General features: G+C 42.7%; 21 protein-coding genes and 1 tRNA gene. 6 read left to right on the top strand and 16 right to left on the bottom strand.

Features of this window, described 5'->3' with window-relative positions:
• The first annotated feature begins 4 nt into the window (after positions 1 to 4).
• Positions 5 to 1,072, top strand: coding sequence for an undecaprenyldiphospho-muramoylpentapeptide beta-N-acetylglucosaminyltransferase (locus AC04Q4_RS14485; RefSeq protein WP_173737900.1), 1,068 nt, complete (start codon positions 5 to 7; stop codon positions 1,070 to 1,072).
• Between the two features lie 68 nt (positions 1,073 to 1,140).
• Here the strand turns inward: AC04Q4_RS14485 and AC04Q4_RS14480 are convergent, their stop codons facing one another.
• Positions 1,141 to 1,671 carry an RNA polymerase sigma factor gene (locus tag AC04Q4_RS14480; RefSeq protein WP_173737901.1) on the bottom strand — a complete coding sequence of 177 codons (531 nt, stop codon included), beginning with the start codon at positions 1,669 to 1,671 and terminating at the stop codon, positions 1,141 to 1,143.
• A 24-nt stretch (positions 1,672 to 1,695) separates the two neighbouring features.
• Positions 1,696 to 2,100, bottom strand: coding sequence for an HIT family protein (locus tag AC04Q4_RS14475; protein WP_178773373.1), 405 nt, complete (start codon positions 2,098 to 2,100; stop codon positions 1,696 to 1,698).
• Positions 2,101 to 2,229: 129 nt separating this feature from the next.
• Here AC04Q4_RS14475 and AC04Q4_RS14470 point away from each other — a divergent pair, with 129 nt between their 5' ends.
• On the top strand, positions 2,230 to 2,904 hold the full coding sequence (locus AC04Q4_RS14470; protein WP_173737903.1) for a sensor histidine kinase: 675 nt from the start codon (positions 2,230 to 2,232) through the stop codon (positions 2,902 to 2,904).
• Here the strand turns inward: AC04Q4_RS14470 and AC04Q4_RS14465 are convergent.
• From AC04Q4_RS14465 to AC04Q4_RS14405, 13 genes are all read right to left on the bottom strand, one after another.
• Positions 2,871 to 3,473 carry a rhomboid family intramembrane serine protease gene (locus tag AC04Q4_RS14465; RefSeq protein WP_330594818.1) on the bottom strand — a complete coding sequence of 201 codons (603 nt, stop codon included), beginning with the start codon at positions 3,471 to 3,473 and terminating at the stop codon, positions 2,871 to 2,873. The two genes, AC04Q4_RS14470 and AC04Q4_RS14465, sit on opposite strands and share 34 nt — an antisense overlap.
• 120 nt (positions 3,474 to 3,593) lie before the next feature.
• Complete coding sequence (locus tag AC04Q4_RS14460; protein WP_476389193.1) at positions 3,594 to 5,078, bottom strand: DUF6382 domain-containing protein; 1,485 nt, start codon at positions 5,076 to 5,078, stop codon at positions 3,594 to 3,596.
• 1 nt (position 5,079) lies between these two features.
• Positions 5,080 to 5,511, bottom strand: a complete 432-nt coding sequence (locus AC04Q4_RS14455) for a TadE/TadG family type IV pilus assembly protein (RefSeq protein ID WP_476389192.1) — start codon at positions 5,509 to 5,511, stop codon at positions 5,080 to 5,082.
• Positions 5,512 to 5,683: 172 nt separating this feature from the next.
• Positions 5,684 to 6,100, bottom strand: coding sequence for a prepilin peptidase (locus tag AC04Q4_RS14450; RefSeq protein ID WP_173755851.1), 417 nt, complete (start codon positions 6,098 to 6,100; stop codon positions 5,684 to 5,686).
• Between the two features lie 17 nt (positions 6,101 to 6,117).
• Complete coding sequence (locus AC04Q4_RS14445; protein ID WP_173737907.1) at positions 6,118 to 6,906, bottom strand: hypothetical protein; 789 nt, start codon at positions 6,904 to 6,906, stop codon at positions 6,118 to 6,120.
• A gap of 19 nt (positions 6,907 to 6,925) precedes the next feature.
• Positions 6,926 to 8,419, bottom strand: a complete 1,494-nt coding sequence (locus AC04Q4_RS14440) for a DUF5702 domain-containing protein (protein ID WP_476389191.1) — start codon at positions 8,417 to 8,419, stop codon at positions 6,926 to 6,928.
• Positions 8,420 to 8,474: 55 nt separating this feature from the next.
• Positions 8,475 to 8,654 carry a Flp1 family type IVb pilin gene (locus AC04Q4_RS14435; protein WP_173737909.1) on the bottom strand — a complete coding sequence of 60 codons (180 nt, stop codon included), beginning with the start codon at positions 8,652 to 8,654 and terminating at the stop codon, positions 8,475 to 8,477.
• A gap of 32 nt (positions 8,655 to 8,686) precedes the next feature.
• On the bottom strand, positions 8,687 to 9,724 hold the full coding sequence (locus AC04Q4_RS14430) for a type II secretion system F family protein (RefSeq protein WP_243251423.1): 1,038 nt from the start codon (positions 9,722 to 9,724) through the stop codon (positions 8,687 to 8,689).
• A 6-nt stretch (positions 9,725 to 9,730) separates the two neighbouring features.
• Positions 9,731 to 10,513 (bottom strand): type II secretion system F family protein, encoded by a 783-nt coding sequence (locus AC04Q4_RS14425; RefSeq protein ID WP_476389190.1) that lies wholly within the window; start codon positions 10,511 to 10,513, stop codon positions 9,731 to 9,733.
• On the bottom strand, positions 10,510 to 11,700 hold the full coding sequence (locus AC04Q4_RS14420) for an ATPase, T2SS/T4P/T4SS family (protein ID WP_178773377.1): 1,191 nt from the start codon (positions 11,698 to 11,700) through the stop codon (positions 10,510 to 10,512). The genes AC04Q4_RS14425 and AC04Q4_RS14420 overlap by 4 nt, the downstream gene beginning before the upstream one ends.
• Positions 11,697 to 12,710 (bottom strand): P-loop NTPase family protein, encoded by a 1,014-nt coding sequence (locus AC04Q4_RS14415; protein ID WP_476389189.1) that lies wholly within the window; start codon positions 12,708 to 12,710, stop codon positions 11,697 to 11,699. Before AC04Q4_RS14415 ends, AC04Q4_RS14420 begins: the two co-directional genes overlap by 4 nt.
• On the bottom strand, positions 12,707 to 13,219 hold the full coding sequence (locus AC04Q4_RS14410; protein WP_476389188.1) for a prepilin peptidase: 513 nt from the start codon (positions 13,217 to 13,219) through the stop codon (positions 12,707 to 12,709). The genes AC04Q4_RS14415 and AC04Q4_RS14410 overlap by 4 nt, the downstream gene beginning before the upstream one ends.
• Positions 13,220 to 13,493: 274 nt before the next feature.
• Positions 13,494 to 13,565 (bottom strand) — tRNA-Glu (locus tag AC04Q4_RS14405).
• A gap of 191 nt (positions 13,566 to 13,756) precedes the next feature.
• Here AC04Q4_RS14405 and AC04Q4_RS14400 point away from each other — a divergent pair.
• The 4 genes from AC04Q4_RS14400 to AC04Q4_RS14385 all read left to right on the top strand — a co-directional run bounded on the left by AC04Q4_RS14400 (position 13,757) and on the right by AC04Q4_RS14385 (position 16,721).
• Positions 13,757 to 14,434 (top strand): SGNH/GDSL hydrolase family protein, encoded by a 678-nt coding sequence (locus AC04Q4_RS14400; RefSeq protein ID WP_173737914.1) that lies wholly within the window; start codon positions 13,757 to 13,759, stop codon positions 14,432 to 14,434.
• A gap of 2 nt (positions 14,435 to 14,436) precedes the next feature.
• Positions 14,437 to 15,201 (top strand): GNAT family N-acetyltransferase, encoded by a 765-nt coding sequence (locus AC04Q4_RS14395; RefSeq protein ID WP_476389187.1) that lies wholly within the window; start codon positions 14,437 to 14,439, stop codon positions 15,199 to 15,201.
• Positions 15,202 to 15,335: 134 nt separating this feature from the next.
• Positions 15,336 to 15,530, top strand: coding sequence for a hypothetical protein (locus AC04Q4_RS14390; RefSeq protein WP_173737916.1), 195 nt, complete (start codon positions 15,336 to 15,338; stop codon positions 15,528 to 15,530).
• Between the two features lie 27 nt (positions 15,531 to 15,557).
• Positions 15,558 to 16,721, top strand: a complete 1,164-nt coding sequence (locus tag AC04Q4_RS14385; protein ID WP_173737917.1) for a hypothetical protein — start codon at positions 15,558 to 15,560, stop codon at positions 16,719 to 16,721.
• Here the strand turns inward: AC04Q4_RS14385 and AC04Q4_RS14380 are convergent.
• Positions 16,691 to 17,581: an amidohydrolase family protein gene (locus AC04Q4_RS14380; RefSeq protein ID WP_173737918.1), complete on the bottom strand. Its 891-nt coding sequence runs from the start codon at positions 17,579 to 17,581 to the stop codon at positions 16,691 to 16,693. The genes AC04Q4_RS14385 and AC04Q4_RS14380 overlap by 31 nt on opposite strands.
• Position 17,582: the final 1 nt, after the last annotated feature.

Here is a 17,582-nt window from a genome sequence, read left to right as displayed (position 1 = left end):
CCAAATGAAACACATCGTACTTACCGGCGGTGGTACTGCCGGCCATGTAACCCCTAATATTGCTTTGATTCCAAGACTCCAGGAGCTTGGTTATAAAATTTCCTATATCGGTTCCTATGAAGGAATCGAGAAAAAGCTCATTGAAGAGCTTGGTATCCCTTATTACGGAATTTCATCAGGAAAACTGAGACGTTATTTTGATCTCAAGAATTTCTCCGATCCATTCCGCGTACTGAAAGGATTCAGCCAGGCCAGAAAAATTCTGAAACAGCTGAAACCGGATGTTGTTTTTTCAAAAGGAGGCTTTGTTACGGTTCCTGTTGTAATCGCAGCCAGCCGTTTGAAAATTCCGGCACTTATTCATGAGTCTGATATGACTCCTGGTCTTGCCAACAAGCTCTGCCTCTCTTCCGCAACAAAAATATGCTGCAATTTCCCGGAGACAGTATCCAATCTTCCTGCTAATAAGGCTGTTCTTACCGGAACTCCAATTCGTCAGGAACTCCTTTCCGGAAATGCAGAAGCCGGTCGTAAATTCTGTGGTTTCAATGCTGACAAACCTGTTCTTATGGTTATTGGCGGCAGCCTTGGAGCAGCTTCCGTCAATGACAATATCCGCAAGATCCTTCCTGACCTTCTGAAAGAATTCCAGGTTGTGCACCTCTGTGGAAAAGGAAAAACCGATGAAAGTTTAAACGGAACTGCCGGTTACGTTCAGTATGAATATATCAAAGATGAACTTCCGGATCTGTTTGCTCTTGCCGACATCGTAATCTCCCGTGCAGGTGCCAATGCAATCTGTGAGATCAGCGAACTCCATAAACCAAATCTTCTGATTCCCCTTTCAGCAAAAGCCAGCCGAGGTGACCAGATTCTTAACGCACGTTCATTTGAACGTCAGGGATTCAGCATGGTTCTTGAGGAAGAAGAAATCACAGAAGCCAAGCTTCTGGATACTATCCGCCAGCTTTATACAGACCGCCAGAAATATATTGATGCCATGGCAGGAAACGGTCACGTAGACTCCATCCGTAAGATCACAGATCTTATTGAAGAATGTGCCCGCTCCTGACAGCAATATTAATATTCCTGTATGAAAGACTCTGCCACTGCCCATTTGGGAGCTGGCAGAGTTTTCTTTTATTCATAAGTTTTCTCATACTCTTCTTTCAACCAGCGTTTCGCCTTATAGATCCTGTTATTCACACCACTCTTTGTCAGTCCGAACTCTTCTGCCACTGTTTCAACAGGAACATTCATAAACTTTGTCTGAATCAGAATTTCATAATTAATTGGCTGTTCAGCGCGAAATCTTTCCAGTATCATATGCATAAATTTATTTTCTTCCTGCCTCAATATCTGATCTTCTGCATTCACATGAATTCTCCGATCCAGAACCGATGCAGTCTCATCATCGTGACAGGAGAATTCATGTTTTGTGCTGGATTTCTTTTTATAATCCAGAGCTTTGTTTACAGCAGCTCTCCGGATCAGCGCATATAGCATTTTTTCATTTTCGAGATCCAGATCATTTCTTATGGTGTACATTTTATAAAGTACTTCCTGACTGATATCATCCGCCAGATACCAATCCTCCAGAATTCCATATGCATATGATTTAGCTATTTGACGATATTTCAAATAAAATTCTTCATATTCAATTTCGTTCATTTTTTCTCTTTGGTAAATTTACAGTTACTCTTTTACTTTATTCAGGATTTCTTCCTTATCCTCATCGCTGAGCTGTCCCGGTTTCCAGGTCAGACCTACACCATCTCCCTCATATCGCGGAATCAGATGCATATGAAAATGAAATACTGTCTGTCCTGCAATCTCTCCGTTATTCTGAACAATGTTGAAACCATCACAGTTCAGTGCATCTGTCAGCTTCCCAGCCATTTTTTTTGCAAGTATCATAGCTTTTCCAGCAGTCTCTTCCGGCAGTTCATAAATATTGGCAGCGTGCTTCTTCGGCAAAATCAGAGAATGTCCCTTACTCGCAGGTCCAAGATCCAGAATCACACGAAATTCTTCGTCCTCGTAAAGTGTTGCTGACGGAATCTCTCCGTTCGCTATTTTACAAAATATACAGTCTCCCATTTCTGTATCCTCCTCTTCTGAAAATAGATTTCTGGTTATCCTTATTTTGTCGTATTTTCTCGATTTTTTCAATACTGTTCTTGTTGATATTTAAAATTTCTGATGTTAATATTTTTTCGAGGTGATAATATGTGCAACGATAATACAGTTGACAAATTAAAAAATGAATTCCATTATACTCTTTCGAAATTTTCTCATGAGATCCGAAATCCTATAACGCTCATCAACAGTGAGCTTCAGATGATCGCAGCTGCTCATCCGGAAGTACAGGAATATAAACAATGGGACGATGTCATAGATAATCTTGACTATGTCAGAGATCTTCTTGATGAGCTTTCCGCATTTAACAATGCAAACCGTATCACACCCAAAGCCACAGACACCTGTGCCTATCTGAAAACGATTCTCTCTTCTGTCAAACCTACTCTGGACTACCTCGAAATCACACTGGAGTCAGATATCCCGGATTCTCTTCCTGTAATGATGCTCGATCAGATCAAAATCCGACAGATGATGATTAATCTTCTGAAGAATGCCTGGGAAGCAGTTCCTGTTCCTGGTGGAAAAATAACTGTATCCGCCTATTCGAAAAATCACGGCATCGCCATCGATATTCAGGACAACGGATGCGGAATCTCACCGGAAGATCAGGCAACTATTTTTCAACCCTTTTTCACAACCAAAGAATCCGGAACCGGACTGGGCCTTCCTGTTGTAAAACAGATCGTTGAAGCACATCATGGTTCTATCTCTGCTGAAAGCACCCCAGATCAGGGAACTGTTTTCCATATTTTTCTTGGATGATAAAATATTACCGCTGCCAGAAAACCACACAGTAGACCACCTGCATGCGCCGCATTATCTACACCTTCACTTGCAAAGCCAAAATAAAGAGAGAATGCGGCCATGATAAGCATTTGTTTCATAGTAAGGTCTGCAACTCTTCCCCTGTGCCGGATGATCACATAGATCATACCTCCCATAACTGCAAAAACAGCCCCGGATGCACCTGCTGATACAGAATAATCGCCTGTACGCATATCCCAGAACAGAGAAATAAAATTACCACCCAGACCTCCTGCAATATAAATCAGTAAAAATCTCAGTCTGCCAACAGCTGGTTCCAACCGCTGTCCAAGTACAAACAAAACCAGCATATTATTAATAAGATGGGGTGCCCCAAAATGTAGAAACATGCTTGAAAAAACTCGATACCACTGTCCCTGTTCCAGGATCAGAGGCGCATAGGCAGCTCCGCATTCCAGCATATGCTGTCCGTTTTCTGAGCCACCGGTGAATTCTACGATTAGAAAGATCAGTGTATTTAACAGAATCAGTAATACGGTCACAGGCTCTTTTTTTATTTCTTCCACTTAAATCCTCTTTTCCATTTCTGATAATTAACAGATTTTTGGACATTTTAACAGATTTTGGATTTTTGCACAACCTGTGTCTCTTATATAATACGACAAAACAGCTCTATTTTCTCTCTTCTATTTCAAAAAAATATAACGCGCCTGTGCAAAATCTACTTCGTCTTCATCTTTTAAGAAATAGTCTTCTCCTGTTTTCAACATCTGTCCGTTTACAGATGTTCCATTTCTGGAATTCAGATCTGTCAGATAATACTCACCATCCCTTCTTCTTATTTTTGCATGAATACGGCTTACCGTGGGAACATTGATAACTGCATCTGCTGCAGTCTTCAGTTTTCCTATTACAGTGATATCCTGATCCAGATAGATCGTGGCAAGTTCTCCTGGTTCCCTGCTCACCAGTGTGGCCGGACCTTTTACTGCCCCTGAAGAAAGAACCATCGTCTCACCAAATCCCTCCGAAACTTCTTCTGTTTTCTTTCTTTTCTCTACATCCTTTGTTATCTTTTCACTTACAGGATTCCTCTTTTCTGTAATACCTTCTCCGGCGACAGCTGCTTCTTCCATCCTGTTTTTCTTTTCGCCTGCTTCGCAAGTCTGCAACATCATTTCTTTTTGTCTGTTATATCGTTCATCAGTACTTTGTACCTTTTCTTCTATATCGCTCTTTTTCTGTTCATTTCCTGAAACTTTTTTTAATAAAATATATACTAACATTCCCAGTACCATTAACAACAGAATCACTCCAAGAAGAATTTCTGTACTTACCCGTGGAAGATATCCTCCAGCCATTCCTGTTGTAATACCAAGTAAAATCAAAAGTGCTCCTGCAAATCCAGCCACGGATTTCCATATTTTGACATCTTTTGTTTTCTTAGTTTTATCTTTCTTCTCGCTCCTCCTTTTTTGTATTTTCTTTTCTGAATTTACATTGTTTTCTCTTTCCCAGCTGCCACTCTCCCATAATTCCTTCTGCTGTTCTTCTTTTCCGGAATCTATCTTCTCCGGCTGCTGTACTATTTTCTTTTCATAATCCATAAAATCGGACTCTTTGCCTTCCCGTACTTTATACAGTTCTTCTTTGATATGCTCCAGGTGAAAACTATCCTCCAAAGCCCTGCGATATACCCCATATCCCAGCATAACCGCTTTTCCGTCCTCATGATCCAGTTTTGGCAGAAAATACTCCGCAAGATTCTGAAACTGTTTCTGTACTTCTCCATGAAATCCCGGAAGATAACAGAAACGAACATTTTTCTTTTCTGAATCCATATAAATATATTCCGGTTCCAGAATCAGCTGGCAGGGATTTAAAAGATACTCTGACATTTCTTCCATCACCTGTATAAACCCTCCAAGAATTACCTGCAGTTCTTCTATCCCCAATTTTCTGTCTTCAAAAAGTGCAGTAAGCGAATGTCTGGAGGTCACATCATAATACACCATAAATTTCCCATCTATTCCCTGTATCCTGCACTGAAGAAGATCCGGAACTACATTAGCCACGATCATTCTTACCTGATAGGAATCTGTATTAATTACATCTTCTCCAGTCAGGATCAGGTAATTATGGTTCATATCTCTTTTATACTCTGATTTCATTTTACTGCCTCACCTCTTCCACCGCATCCCTGGAACTCTTTACTTTTCGTATCCATCCGACCGGACGCAAAGGTACTGCTTTCCCCGTTGCTTTTATTTTCCATTTCAGTCCCAGAAAGCCTGCCGGTATCTCCATCCGATATGTCACCTGTACGCTTTTACCTGTACTTATCTGCATACGAAGGTTTTCGCCACCTGGCAGCCCTGTACTTCCTAACATTCTTCCCTGATTATCTGCTTTTTCATAGCTATTTCCATTTTTACTGTATCCTTCCATGCTTCCGCTGACTGCTGCTTCATAAGCAGCTGCAGTCAGCCACGCTCTGTTATGTACATAAAAATTCAGATACAAAAGTCCCATCAGTACCAGAAAAATTACAGGCATCAGAAGTGCCGCTTCCACTGTAAAACTTCCTTTTTTAATCTTTCTCATAAAAATCTCCATTCAGCCGCCAAGTCGTCGGCACAGATAGTAATGAAATCTTGTTACAGTCACCTTGATTATTAAGGCATCCCGGCATCAATATCAGATCTGCCCGCCCATTTTGTTGTTGATATGCAGGTGCACCTCTTTTTTTAGGTGGAAATATCATTAAACAGGTTCACTATGTGAGAATTCCTCCCAGATAACCCACCAGTAAAAACGGAACAAATGGTATTTCCGTATTACGTTTCTTTTTTAATAGACCTAACTGAAGTCCTGCATAAATTCCACACAAAAGAAATGACAGGCAAAGAATCTCTATTAATTCTCCTGCATTTAGTACCGAACCCATGGCAAAGATCATCAATCCATCTCCCATACCCACTTTTCCTCTGCTCAGTACAGATGCTATTGCTGCTACAACTCCAATTCCCAGAGAAAGTATTCCCTCCGGATACACAGTTCCAGCTTTTATTCTCCACAAAATCCCACCTGCGAGAAACAGCAAAAACACTGGAAGACAAATCTCCCTCTTTCGAATATCTGTCCATGTATTAATTCCCAGAAATACCACCATACATAATTCACTGCTGCTCATATTGTCTGCATCTCCTCTCAGCCACACCGTCCGCAGGCACTCATTTCACCGGAAACTTCTGATTCCTTTACCATACGTACAGATCTTTTCAACCCGCTGCAATTCTCCCTGTTATGGTAGCGGTTACTTTTTTTCGTTATATACACTACGCCTGCCGGTTCCTGTCCACGACTGCATAGTTCACAGGCCTGATATTTCTCACCATAAGTGTTTTTCATTGTTTTTACAACTGCCCCGGAAATCTGCTGTACAGAAAGATTCAAGTAACTGCATCCAAGTTTCCTGTGATAGACGGTTCCTGATTCTGTTACATACACCATAGGCTGATTTGCAGTTTCATTCTTTTCATTTTCATATTGAACACCTGTCCATGCATGAACTTTCACAGTGTTATGAAACCAGATTTTCGGAAGAGGAATCAGTCCGCCCACAGGCTGATAGCTATACACATCCGGCAGTATAATATTGTCCGTTGTTGAACCTCCTGCTCCGTACGCGTACATTCCTGCTTCCTTTGCATTCTGGCAGAGCTTTGTCAGATGCTCTGTCTGAATTTTATAAATATCCATAAAGGACAGCAAAGTGATCACTCCGAAAAAGAAAAGCGGAAGTACCAGAGCAGCCTCAACTGTAAGACTTGCCTTTTTCAGCTTATTTTGAAAGGTACACAGGGATACTTTTCCAGAAAGCAGATTCCTGATTATCGGGGGAAACAGGAAATATCTTCTTCTCGGAGAGCGCCTTTCTCTTTTTTGATCCAGTCTGTCTATCTGATTACTATCATTCTTTTCTTTCTGAAAAAGCATCCCTGCGCACCTCTCTTTACTACTCATAAGCATATCGTCTTGTAACTGTAAATATCTTCTTTTTATTTGCCCTCACATCTGCTGATGCTTCAAGAGCAACGATGCAGTGATCCATCTGGAACTGCGGTCTGTTTCCCTTATCTCTGATCGTGCATTCGATCATATCCATTCCTCTCGTAACCTGCTGATGTTTTCCTGTTGTCATAAGCATTATCCGAAGATAATCTTCATAAGACATACCGGCTCCCGAATCCTTTCTTGAAGAATCTAAACTGTCCAGAATATTGGACAGATTACTCAGAGACAGCTGCCAGTCAGATGCAGTTTTTACAAGCGGTACATGGCCTCCTGCAAAAAGTTCTCTCACATCCAGAATACTCTCTGCAAATGCCCAACAGAATATCAATGCCGCCTCTATCACAACTGCTGCCGGCGGAACCAGAAAACCGGATGCAATAGCCAGGGAAAGTGTCTCTATCTGAATCCTCTTTCCTCCATCTGAAATAAGATAGGCCATGTTTACTCCCTGTCTGATCAGAAGAAGTTTCGCAGCAACCGATTTCAGATTTTCCCTGTCATTATTTTTTCCACCAAGAATATACTCCACCTGATATTTCAGGCCTGACGAAGCTGGCTTTGTATAATTTCCAAGTTTGTTAAGAAGATACTGATCAAAAAGTATTCCAGACGTATACGAACTATCAGATTGTATATTAGTATCCATTTCCAGGCCCGTTTGTAGTTTTCTGCCTGATGCCAGGTATTTTTTATTAACAGAAGAATCAGAAATTCCCTTCTCTGCCGGAACTACAAGATCCAGCAGTCCCATTTTTCGTACTTTGCGAATAACAGGAATTGGATTCTCCACCTCTGTATTTATACCACCTGTAAAATCATCTGCATCTCCTCCATCTCCAGGTTCACCCGAATCTGTCTGATTTTGCTGTTCTTTTTCTGCTTCCTCACTTTTTTGTGTAGCGTCAGAAATTTCAGAATCATAAGATTTTAATGTTCCTCCATTCTCTGCCTGCTGCCCTTTTTTCTCTGCTTCATCAGTTTTCTTCTGCTGATCTTTCAATTTACGAAGAAGGACCTGTACCCCCTGGCTCCCCAGAGTCTCTTTCATAGTTTTCACAGCCTGCTGATAAAAAACTTCTCCATTTCCATCTGTCAACAGCTGATATCCGTTAAATCCCCCCTGAAGAAGAGTAAGTTTCTGACTGTTCTGTTTTAATACAGGTTTCATATAAGACTGAAAATTATCATACACTGATGCCCTATCCGGTTCTTCTTTTCCACCCGCATACAAAGCAAACAGATCATAATCTTCCAGAAGATTCCTGTCATACTGCCCGAACAGAGAGTAAAGTCCGATATCCATACTGTTGATTATCTGGGTTCTGGCAGCTGCCATCCGCACAGATTCAATACTGGCGCATACAAGAGAAAGTATGAGGCTCAGGATCAGAGCCAGAAAAATGGTAATACTGCCTTTTTTGAGTTTTTTCGCCAAGGGGTACTTCTCCTTTCCAAAACGGCAGATCAGAACTTACCGTTTTTTAGTCTTGTCAGATCGCATTGCTCTGTTTTGTGATTTTTGAGAGGATCTTTTTTACGAGAGATGTGAGCTGTTCCTTAAAGATGACGACCAGACTGATCAGAACCACCAGAATCAGGATAATCTCCACAACTCCTACTGCATCCTCTTCCATCGCAAACTCTTTCATATATTTCCACAGATTTTTCATTTGTCACCTCACATTTCCATGCTCTTTAACAGTTATGTTCCACTGTAAAAGGAAAGACCGGCCGGAAGCATGATCACAGCCATTACTACAAGAAGCATCAGGATCATTGGCAGAAGAAGTTTCGTCGCAGCTGCCTCCCCCAGTACTCTTGCTTTTCTTTTTCTTTCCTCCCAGGCTTCTACAGCCTCTTTTTCCAGCAGATCGGACAGATACCGGCTTCCTTTCTGAAGATTCTGAATCAGAAGCGTTGACAAGGTTTTATATTTCACCTGCCCACATCGCTCTCCAAATCTTCGATAGGCCTCTGCTTCGGATATCCCGCTGTCCATCTCATAACATGCTGTCCGGATTTCTTCATAAGCTGCACGTTTTCCTTCATCTTCTCTCTTTCCGTAATCTAAGGCAATTTTCTGAAATGCCTTTTTTGCAGTTAAGCCTGCCTGCACAAGAAGTGTAAATTTCATGATCAGCCCCGGATAATCCATCAACATCTGTTCTCTTCGTTTTATTTGAACATTCTGTTCTTCCCGTTTTTTTGCGATCACCAGCACTGCCGCCGCAATCAGTCCCAACCCTGAGATCAGACTTCCCGTAGTGTCTTTTGGCTGCTGCCATTCCAGATGTCTGCCGTTCCATTCATCCGGTAGATAATAATACTCAGGATCATTCTTTTTCTGGTTGTACTGTACGATCATATCCTGCAGTTCTTTCTCGCGCTGCTGCTCCTCACTCAGTTCTTTTTTTGTTTCCGGCTCTTCGCCCGATTCTTCCGTCTCTTTTTCCGGTACCTGCACATACAGAGAACCGGATTTTTTTCCGTCTACAGATACCATAAATTTCTCTTCATAAGCACCTGTCTCCTCTTTTTCCATACGGTATCCGGATGAATACACCGTACCACCGCCACTCTGAAATGTCAGAAGCATTCCTATGATATTTCCGGCAAGTGCTACCAGTACAAAAAGCTTCTGTCCCTCTGCATTGTCAGCCCACGGAGGCAGCCGCCCCAGCTTTCCCGCAAGAAAAGCTCCCAGAATCAACATAAATATCACAATATGTACCCACATCATCAACACCTACACTTCTATATCTACGATTTTTACGCCAAGCCAGTAGGAAAATCCATAAATTACCATACATACTGTCATGGCACAGATTCCAAAAAGATTTCCATACAGTACATCCATAAAACCCGGAGAAGTCAGCTTCAGATAGCAGATAATACCTGCCGGCATTATGCTCATAACCATCTGTTCTGATTTTTTTGCAGCCAGTGTTGCCTCGATCTCTTTTTTTACTTCAATCTTATCGCCCAGCATTCTGGCTACTTTCTGAATTACCTGTGTCATATCTCCACCTGTCCGTTTCGCTGTATAAAACACTGCCGCAAAATTCTCGATATCCTCCACACCACTTCGTTTTCCAAGATCTATAAATAAATCTTCTACCGGAACACTTAAGAGGATCTGGCTCTCAATATATCGAAATTCATCCAGAATATCACTTCCGTTCTCGTAGAGTCTTCCCAGATCCTTTACACTGGCCCGCACTGCATTTTCCGCTGAATATCCTGCCTGAACTGCTACATTCATAGCGGTCAGCGCATCCCGGAACTGGTAATTCAGCTCCCGCTTTTGTCTGGCAATACATTTCTTTTTCTGCATCTTCAGATACAGCACTGATACCGGAATCATAAACAGCAGTGCCAGAATATTCTGATAAAACAGATAATCGGCTGCAGCGCATACGGCAGCTCCCTCCAGAAGATATCTTACAATCTCCTTCGCCGTAAAATGATACGTCCTGTAATCTTTCCTCGTAAATTCCCATCTTTGATTTTTTCCTTTCCGTTCTTTCATAACTTAATTCCTGCCCGTTCCAATTTTTCACAATGTAAAAGTTCTCCTGCCTTTACAAGCCCGTTTTCTTCTTCCCAACGATACAGTGGATGTGTCTGGATCTCTCCATTCTCAAACCCACATACCTCTGTGATTTCCAGAAGCTTTCTGCTTTTATCACGCATCCTTCCAAGATGTACCAGAATGTCCACACCTGACGCAATCTGCCTTCGTATTGCTTCCAACGGAAGGTCAATCCCCATCAAAGTCATGGTCTCAATTCTGGAAAGCATATCCCGGCTGCTGTTGGCATGAAGTGTGGAAAGACTGCCATCATGACCTGTATTTAAACTCTGCAGCATATCTACGGCTTCCCCGCCGCGGACTTCTCCAACGATTATCCGATCCGGCCGCATTCTCAAGGCCGATTTGATCAGATCACGTATTGTTACAGAAGCTGCTCCTGCCATATTGGCCATTTTCGCTTCCAGACACACCAGGTTATCAATTCCTCTGATTTTCAGTTCAGCATTATCCTCGATCGTTATCAGCCGTTCATCTTTTGGAATATATTCTGCAACAGCCCCAAGAAAAGTAGTTTTTCCACTTCCGGTTCCTCCGCCGATTACCATGGAATATCTGGCCTGCACCAGTTTTTTCAGAAAGTCTGCACATTCCCGGGTAATACTTCCCAGGGAAATCAGTTTCTCCATTGTGATCGGATCATCCGGGAAACGCCGGATCGTGAGGATCGGCCCATTCAAAGCTACCGGATAGACTACAGCATTGACACGTGCCCCGTTCTCCAACCTTGCATCAACGATTGGTGACGATTCGTTTACAACGCGATTACATCGTCCTACGATCTGCTGGATCACATCTTCCAGCTTCTCTCTGGATGTAAAAACCTTGTTCCACCTGGCCAGCTTACCGGCTCTTTCCACAAAAATAGCATCAGGTCCGTTAACCATGATCTCCGTTACACTTTCGTCCTCAATAAGCTCCTGCAATACATCCAGCTTTCGCACAGAACAGAACAGTTCCTGCCGGAGATCCACTTTTTCTTTCAGCGAAAAAAATTCTTCTCTTACCTGATTTAATATCAGATCATCGATCACCTCCAGGATTTCCTCATCAGACAATTCCCTGGAAACATCCAGCTGTCCCATAAGCAGATCATGGAGCTTCCGGAATTTTTCTCTGTTCATGAATACTCCTTTCTCAGAAGCTTCCGTATGTAATCGCCAAGCTCACTCCACACCAGCTGTTCCACATAAGATTCCGAAGATATGCTGTCCATATGAAAAGGAAGATGCAGTTTTTCGGTTTTTTCCAGAATCTTATCTTTGTTCCAGATACGCAGAAGATTTTCGAACTGAGTCATTTTACACACAGATACGGCATCTTTAAGAACTGGCATATAAATTTTCCCACATAGATCCAGCAGCTGAAAATTCTCGTCTATACCACTTCCCATATCCAGGATCAACACCTCATAGGAACTGTGCAAAGTAATCTCCTGCAAAAGCTGCTCCCAGTCTTCCCAACACACAGTCCGGATATCCGATGGAGTCCTTACCGGCGGCACAAAATCCAGATTATTTACCGTCTGAATCATCCCGTTCATGCGATGGATAAGATTTTCATTTCCCTGCCTCACATAGTAAAAAAGATCACTGAGATTTGTAGGAAATTTCTTACCAAGCAGTTCCTCAAATCCTGAATATTCTTCAAGATTCAGATAAAGAACAGCCTTGTCCTTAGCCAGGATCTGTCCCAGAGCAAGTGCAAAAGAGGTTTTCAGACATCTGCCAAGAGGTGAATAAACGCCGATAACCTCCATCGTCCTTTTCAGCACAGGAAAAGCCACTGGATTTAATGCCTTTTCCTCTCCATAGCAGGCCATTACTTCTCTTATTACATCGGAGGATGACTGATATTTATACACACTTGAATACTGATCCAATTCCGGCGGGTGAACTCCTTCCGAAAGAATAATGATCTTGCCAATTCCAAGCTCACGGATCTCCTTCTGCATGGCCTTGTCAGAAATCAGCAGCAACTCAATATGGTTTTCTTTTCCATAGGCCAGCAAACTCTCCGCTGTAGTAAATGCCTGAATCTCAAAAGGAAGATTCTTTTTCTGGTTCAGATAATCCATGAAATTGAAGGCATAATCTACTTCCAGATCACAGACTGCAAATATGTTTTTCTTCAATACACACCTCCTGCATAAAGCATTGCGCTCAAGAATATCGGTACTGTAAAATGAAAATTCTCCGGAAAGCCTGTCCCCTTTCTGTAATAAGGCCGCATTTCACCTGTACAGTAAAATTCATTCATATACTGATAGAAATAAAGGAATCGCTGGCGGATACCGCCTGTAGAAATAAGAATTGCCAGAGAAATGCCTGCACCTGCAAGCAGAGAATAAAAGATACATTCTGTAACTGTCCGCGGTCCCATAATCCCGCCCAAAGCACACAAAAGCTTAATATCACCAGCTCCAAGCATCCGGAACACAAACAGAATCCCTAACAGGATAACCGGAACTGCTACGCCAGTCAGGAATATGGCTCCGCCTTTCAGTCCTCTTTCGGTAATCTGGATCAGAAACCCTGTTACAAAGGAAAAAAGAATCCATCCATTGTCCACAGATGCCTCTCTAAAGTCCATCCAGACAGCCATTGCGGAGATAACCACAGGTAAAATCATATAAAAAGACATACGCGCCCCCTTTCACCCAAAAACATACCTCAATTATAATAAATAATAGTGGAAATTCCCGCCTGACCTGGCGGTGATCGATACCAGAAGATCTCTGGTGAGATTTATTATAGGACTCTGCAAATGCTTTGTCCAGCATTTTCGTTCGACAAATTCCGACCATACCAAAGTAACACAAATATCTGTATTACACTTTTGATGACACCTATGTTTTTTATCTCTTTCGAAACAACAAAAAAACAGTCAGAATAAAATTCTAACTGCTTTCAGTTAATAGCCAGTACGGGAATCGAACCCGTGTTTCCGCCGTGAGAGGGCGGCGTCTTAGCCCCTTGACCAACTGGCCATATTCATATTTTTGTGTCGCTTGATTTCGTTATTTGTTGTTTCCCTCAACCGACTTCGTTAGTATATAACACTTTCTTTCAAAATGCAAGTACTTTTTTTAATTTTTTTTAAAAATTTTCACGTTTTTCATGTTTATTCGTTTTTTACCCATTTTCAGGGATTTCTCATGCTTGACCGCGGTGGTTGTTAGTGCTACTATCAAAACACAAGAAAGAAGGAATTGCCATGACTCATCTTCTGTGCCTCGGTGACAGTATTACTGATTGCGGCCGTCTTTTTTCTCCTGATCCGCTGGGTAATGGATATGTAAAACAGCTTTCGGTCCTGCTGCATGCTGCTGGCAGACATTTTTCCATAGAGAATAAAGGTATTGATGGTTTTACCCTCGAGAAGCTTCTCCACAATATTGATGGCTGGATAACTGCCTGTGATCCGGATATTGTCACTGTTCTTATCGGAATCAATGATATTGGTATCATGATGAACACCCGCCGTACTCCCCAACAGCAGCAGACTCTCATGAAGGAATTTTCTGTGCGATATGAAATACTGATCCGTAATCTCTCTGCAATACAGCACACAACTCCTTCACCATCGACACGGAAGCTCTTTGTTCTGGAACCGTTTATCTTCCCATGGCCGCAATGCTACATCTCCTGGATGCCGCTTCTTACGCAGATGTCCGGTCAGATTCTGAAAATCAGTAAAAAATACAGAGCCGTTTTTGTCCCTCTGCAGGATGCTCTGATAAAGGAAGCCTCCCGGGTCGGGATGGATGCCATAACCATCGACGGTATTCACCTTACACCTCTGGGACATCAGTTCCTTGCTGAAAAAATTTATTCATCAATCACAGAAAGGTTTTAAATATGGAAACAGCAATCAAAAAAATCGAGGATATGTCTCTGAATGCCTGGCCCTCTCACAAGATGGAGCTTTACGATGGCTGGATCCTCCGTTTTTCTTATTTTTATACACACAGAACCAACAGCGTGGAGCAATTCGGAACCTCCACTCTTCCCTGGAGGGAAAAAATCCCCTACTGTGAAGATGTTTACAAACGTCTGGGAACACCTGCCATCTTCAAGATCAGCCCTCTCGTATCCCCGGACTTCGACTATATGCTGGAAAACCGTGGATATTCCGTACAGCACGTAACCAACGTTATGACTGTAGACCTGGACAAAGCAGTTCTGGATACGCCTGTCACAGACGTTCTTTTTACCAATGAAATCCCTGATTTCTGGATCCGCAGCCTGTTTGATCTGAAAGGAACTACAAATCCGGTCCACAGAACCGTTGTTCCTTCTATGTACCGCGCTATCCTCAAGGAAACAGTCTGCGCTTCTATTACAAAAAACGGCCAGATTATTGCCACCGGTCTTGGAATTCTGGATCGTGATCATATCGGCATCTATGCTATTCATGTACGTGAAGATTACCGCCGCAGAGGCTACGCCCGTCAGATCGTATCCGGACTTCTCAAAGAAGGCAAAAAAAGAGGTTCCAGCCACGCTTACCTCCAGGTGGTCAAAAATAATGATTCCGCTGAAAAACTTTACGCTTCGCTTGGATTCCGGTATTTTTACACATATTGGTTCCGCGTCCAGCCTGTGGGAACGCGTTTTCAGTAAGTCAGGGATTGTGGGGATTTTCCCCAACTCCCTGTAGAAATTCAAATTTCTTTTTGCTATAATACTTTTATCTTACATAATATTCTTCCTGTCTTCATACACTACTCCTTATCAAATATAAGGAGAATGATCATATGAAAGATCCACAGGAAAAAAATACAAAAAATCCCTATCATATTCAATATAAAAATTATCTGGATACCAATGCCTGTACTGAGTGCACGGGTCTGATCAACCATGGAATAGACAGCCGTGAGCAGTGGGATTCTTTCCGGCAGATTTTTGATTTCACGCCGGAGCCCCCAGATCTTACAGAAAAACAGGACTGACCGTTATTCCAGGGTCGGAGGACACAAATGAAAAAACTGTCTGCTGCATGTATAATTCTCGGCATTTCCCTTTTTGTGGGCGGCTGCAGCAACGATCACGCTGATGATCATATTATTTCTCTTCAGGACAAAATTTCAGATGCAGCAGATTCTGTTTCTGCACAGCAGGAAACCCGAAATTCTTCCCAGGACGACCGTGTCTATATGGATGAACTTTCCGGTTCTCTGCAGAATTTTGACGGAAGCCACCTTACCATTTCCAGTAACGGAGAAACTTATACATTTGATGTTTCACAAACACGGCTTGAATGTAAATATGGCATTGTACTCAGTGATAATGTAAGCATAATCTATGAGGGACAGCTTTCCGGAACTGACATCAGCACGATTGCTCCCATCAAAGTAACCGATCAGTATCACAATGAAACTCCTCTGGAAGACCGCACCCTGAAAGGCAAAATAAAACGTCTTACAGCCAACGCTCTTGTCATGGTAACAGAAAAAGGTAATACCGTCACCTTCCCGGTAACAGGCGTAAAACAGTATTATAAAAAAGGCATCAAAGCAGGCCGGTGGGTTTATGTTCACTTCCGTGGAAAATTCATAGGCTCATCCCAGATAGACACCAAACAGTATGACGGAAGCTTCACAAAAGTAATCAGCGTCTCTGATGTAGATCCCATGAAAGTTCCTGAGCCTACTCCGACCCCTTCGCCGGAGCCGAAGAAAAAAGAGCAGCATCTCCGGGCCAGAATTGTAAGTGTCAGCACCAATACCATAACTGTTGTTCCCCAGACCGCAAATACAGAACTGAATGTTCCTGTTTCTTCTGTTCCCGTATATTTCAAAGGTGGAATTGCTCCCGGAGCTTATGTAAACATTACTTACACAGGGAATTTCAATGGAGAATCCACCAGCGGAATGAAAATCCGCGGCGTTACAGGAGAAGATCCGGATACACTTTCTGTCCGCAATATCTCTTCCACTGTAACCGGAACTATTCTTGGAACAACGGCCAATACTGTCCTGATCCAGACTTACGATGGAGTAAAAATCCTCTGCGACCGCGAAAACGCCCAGGATCTTTCCACCAGCGGAATGGAAGAAGGTGCGGACCTCCGGGTTACTTTTAACCCTGCGAAATCACGCACCTCCAATATTTATTCCTGTATTAAATTCGAAGACCCGTGACGGAAGATGGTCCGGATCCTTTTTTCCCCGTCTTCCATCCAGCTTCGTACCTCCGGTGTATCACCCAGTATGTCAAAAAAAGCTCTGCATTCATCCTGCACACCCTGTCCGTGAAGAACCTGGTATGCACCGGCATCACTTCCCACTGCCACATGGATTTTTTTCTCAAAAGCTTTCTTCAGATTCTGCGCACCTGTCCTGATAACAGAAGTAAGGATCGTATCTTCAAATCTTCCGCAGCCTTTAAGATTTCTCACCGTTACAAGTGTAGGCACCCACACACTCTCGCTGTCTGCCAGCATGGAAATCGTCTCATCATCCATATAATTTCCGTGTTCAATGCTGTCAACGCCAGCCTCCACTGCTGCCTGTACACCATAAGAACCATTGGTATGGCTCATCACGGCAAACCCTTCTTCATGAGCAATATGTACCATTTCTTTTACTTCTTCAACAGAAAGCGGAGTTCCCGTTATCCTTCCATGATCTTCAAAATCCAGAAGCCCTGTAGTCATGATCTTGATAAAATCCGCACCTTCAGCGGCAGCTTCCAGAACTCTTCTGTGATATTCCTTCATGTCTGAGAAGCTTTTTCCAACGATCTTCCCGTAATGACCTTCTTTATAAATAGCAAAAACCGGTGTGCGATAGTCAATTCCATATTCCGGAGCCAGTCTGGCAGTCCGCTTTGACACACCGTAATGATCCCCTCCGTCTCTTACAAAACGGATTCCACGCTTCCGGTATTCCTCAAGATGAGCACGGATCAGCTCGTCCTGCGGTCCGTTTTTCTGTGTCTCAACAGCTTTTCGGTAATCATAGCCATTGAGAAATATATGTGCATGACATTCTCCAAACATT

The organism is Blautia sp. HA8986, from assembly GCF_056504635.1.
The sequence above is the reverse complement of the archived record's forward strand: the minus strand, read 5'-3'. Positions and strand labels throughout refer to the sequence as shown.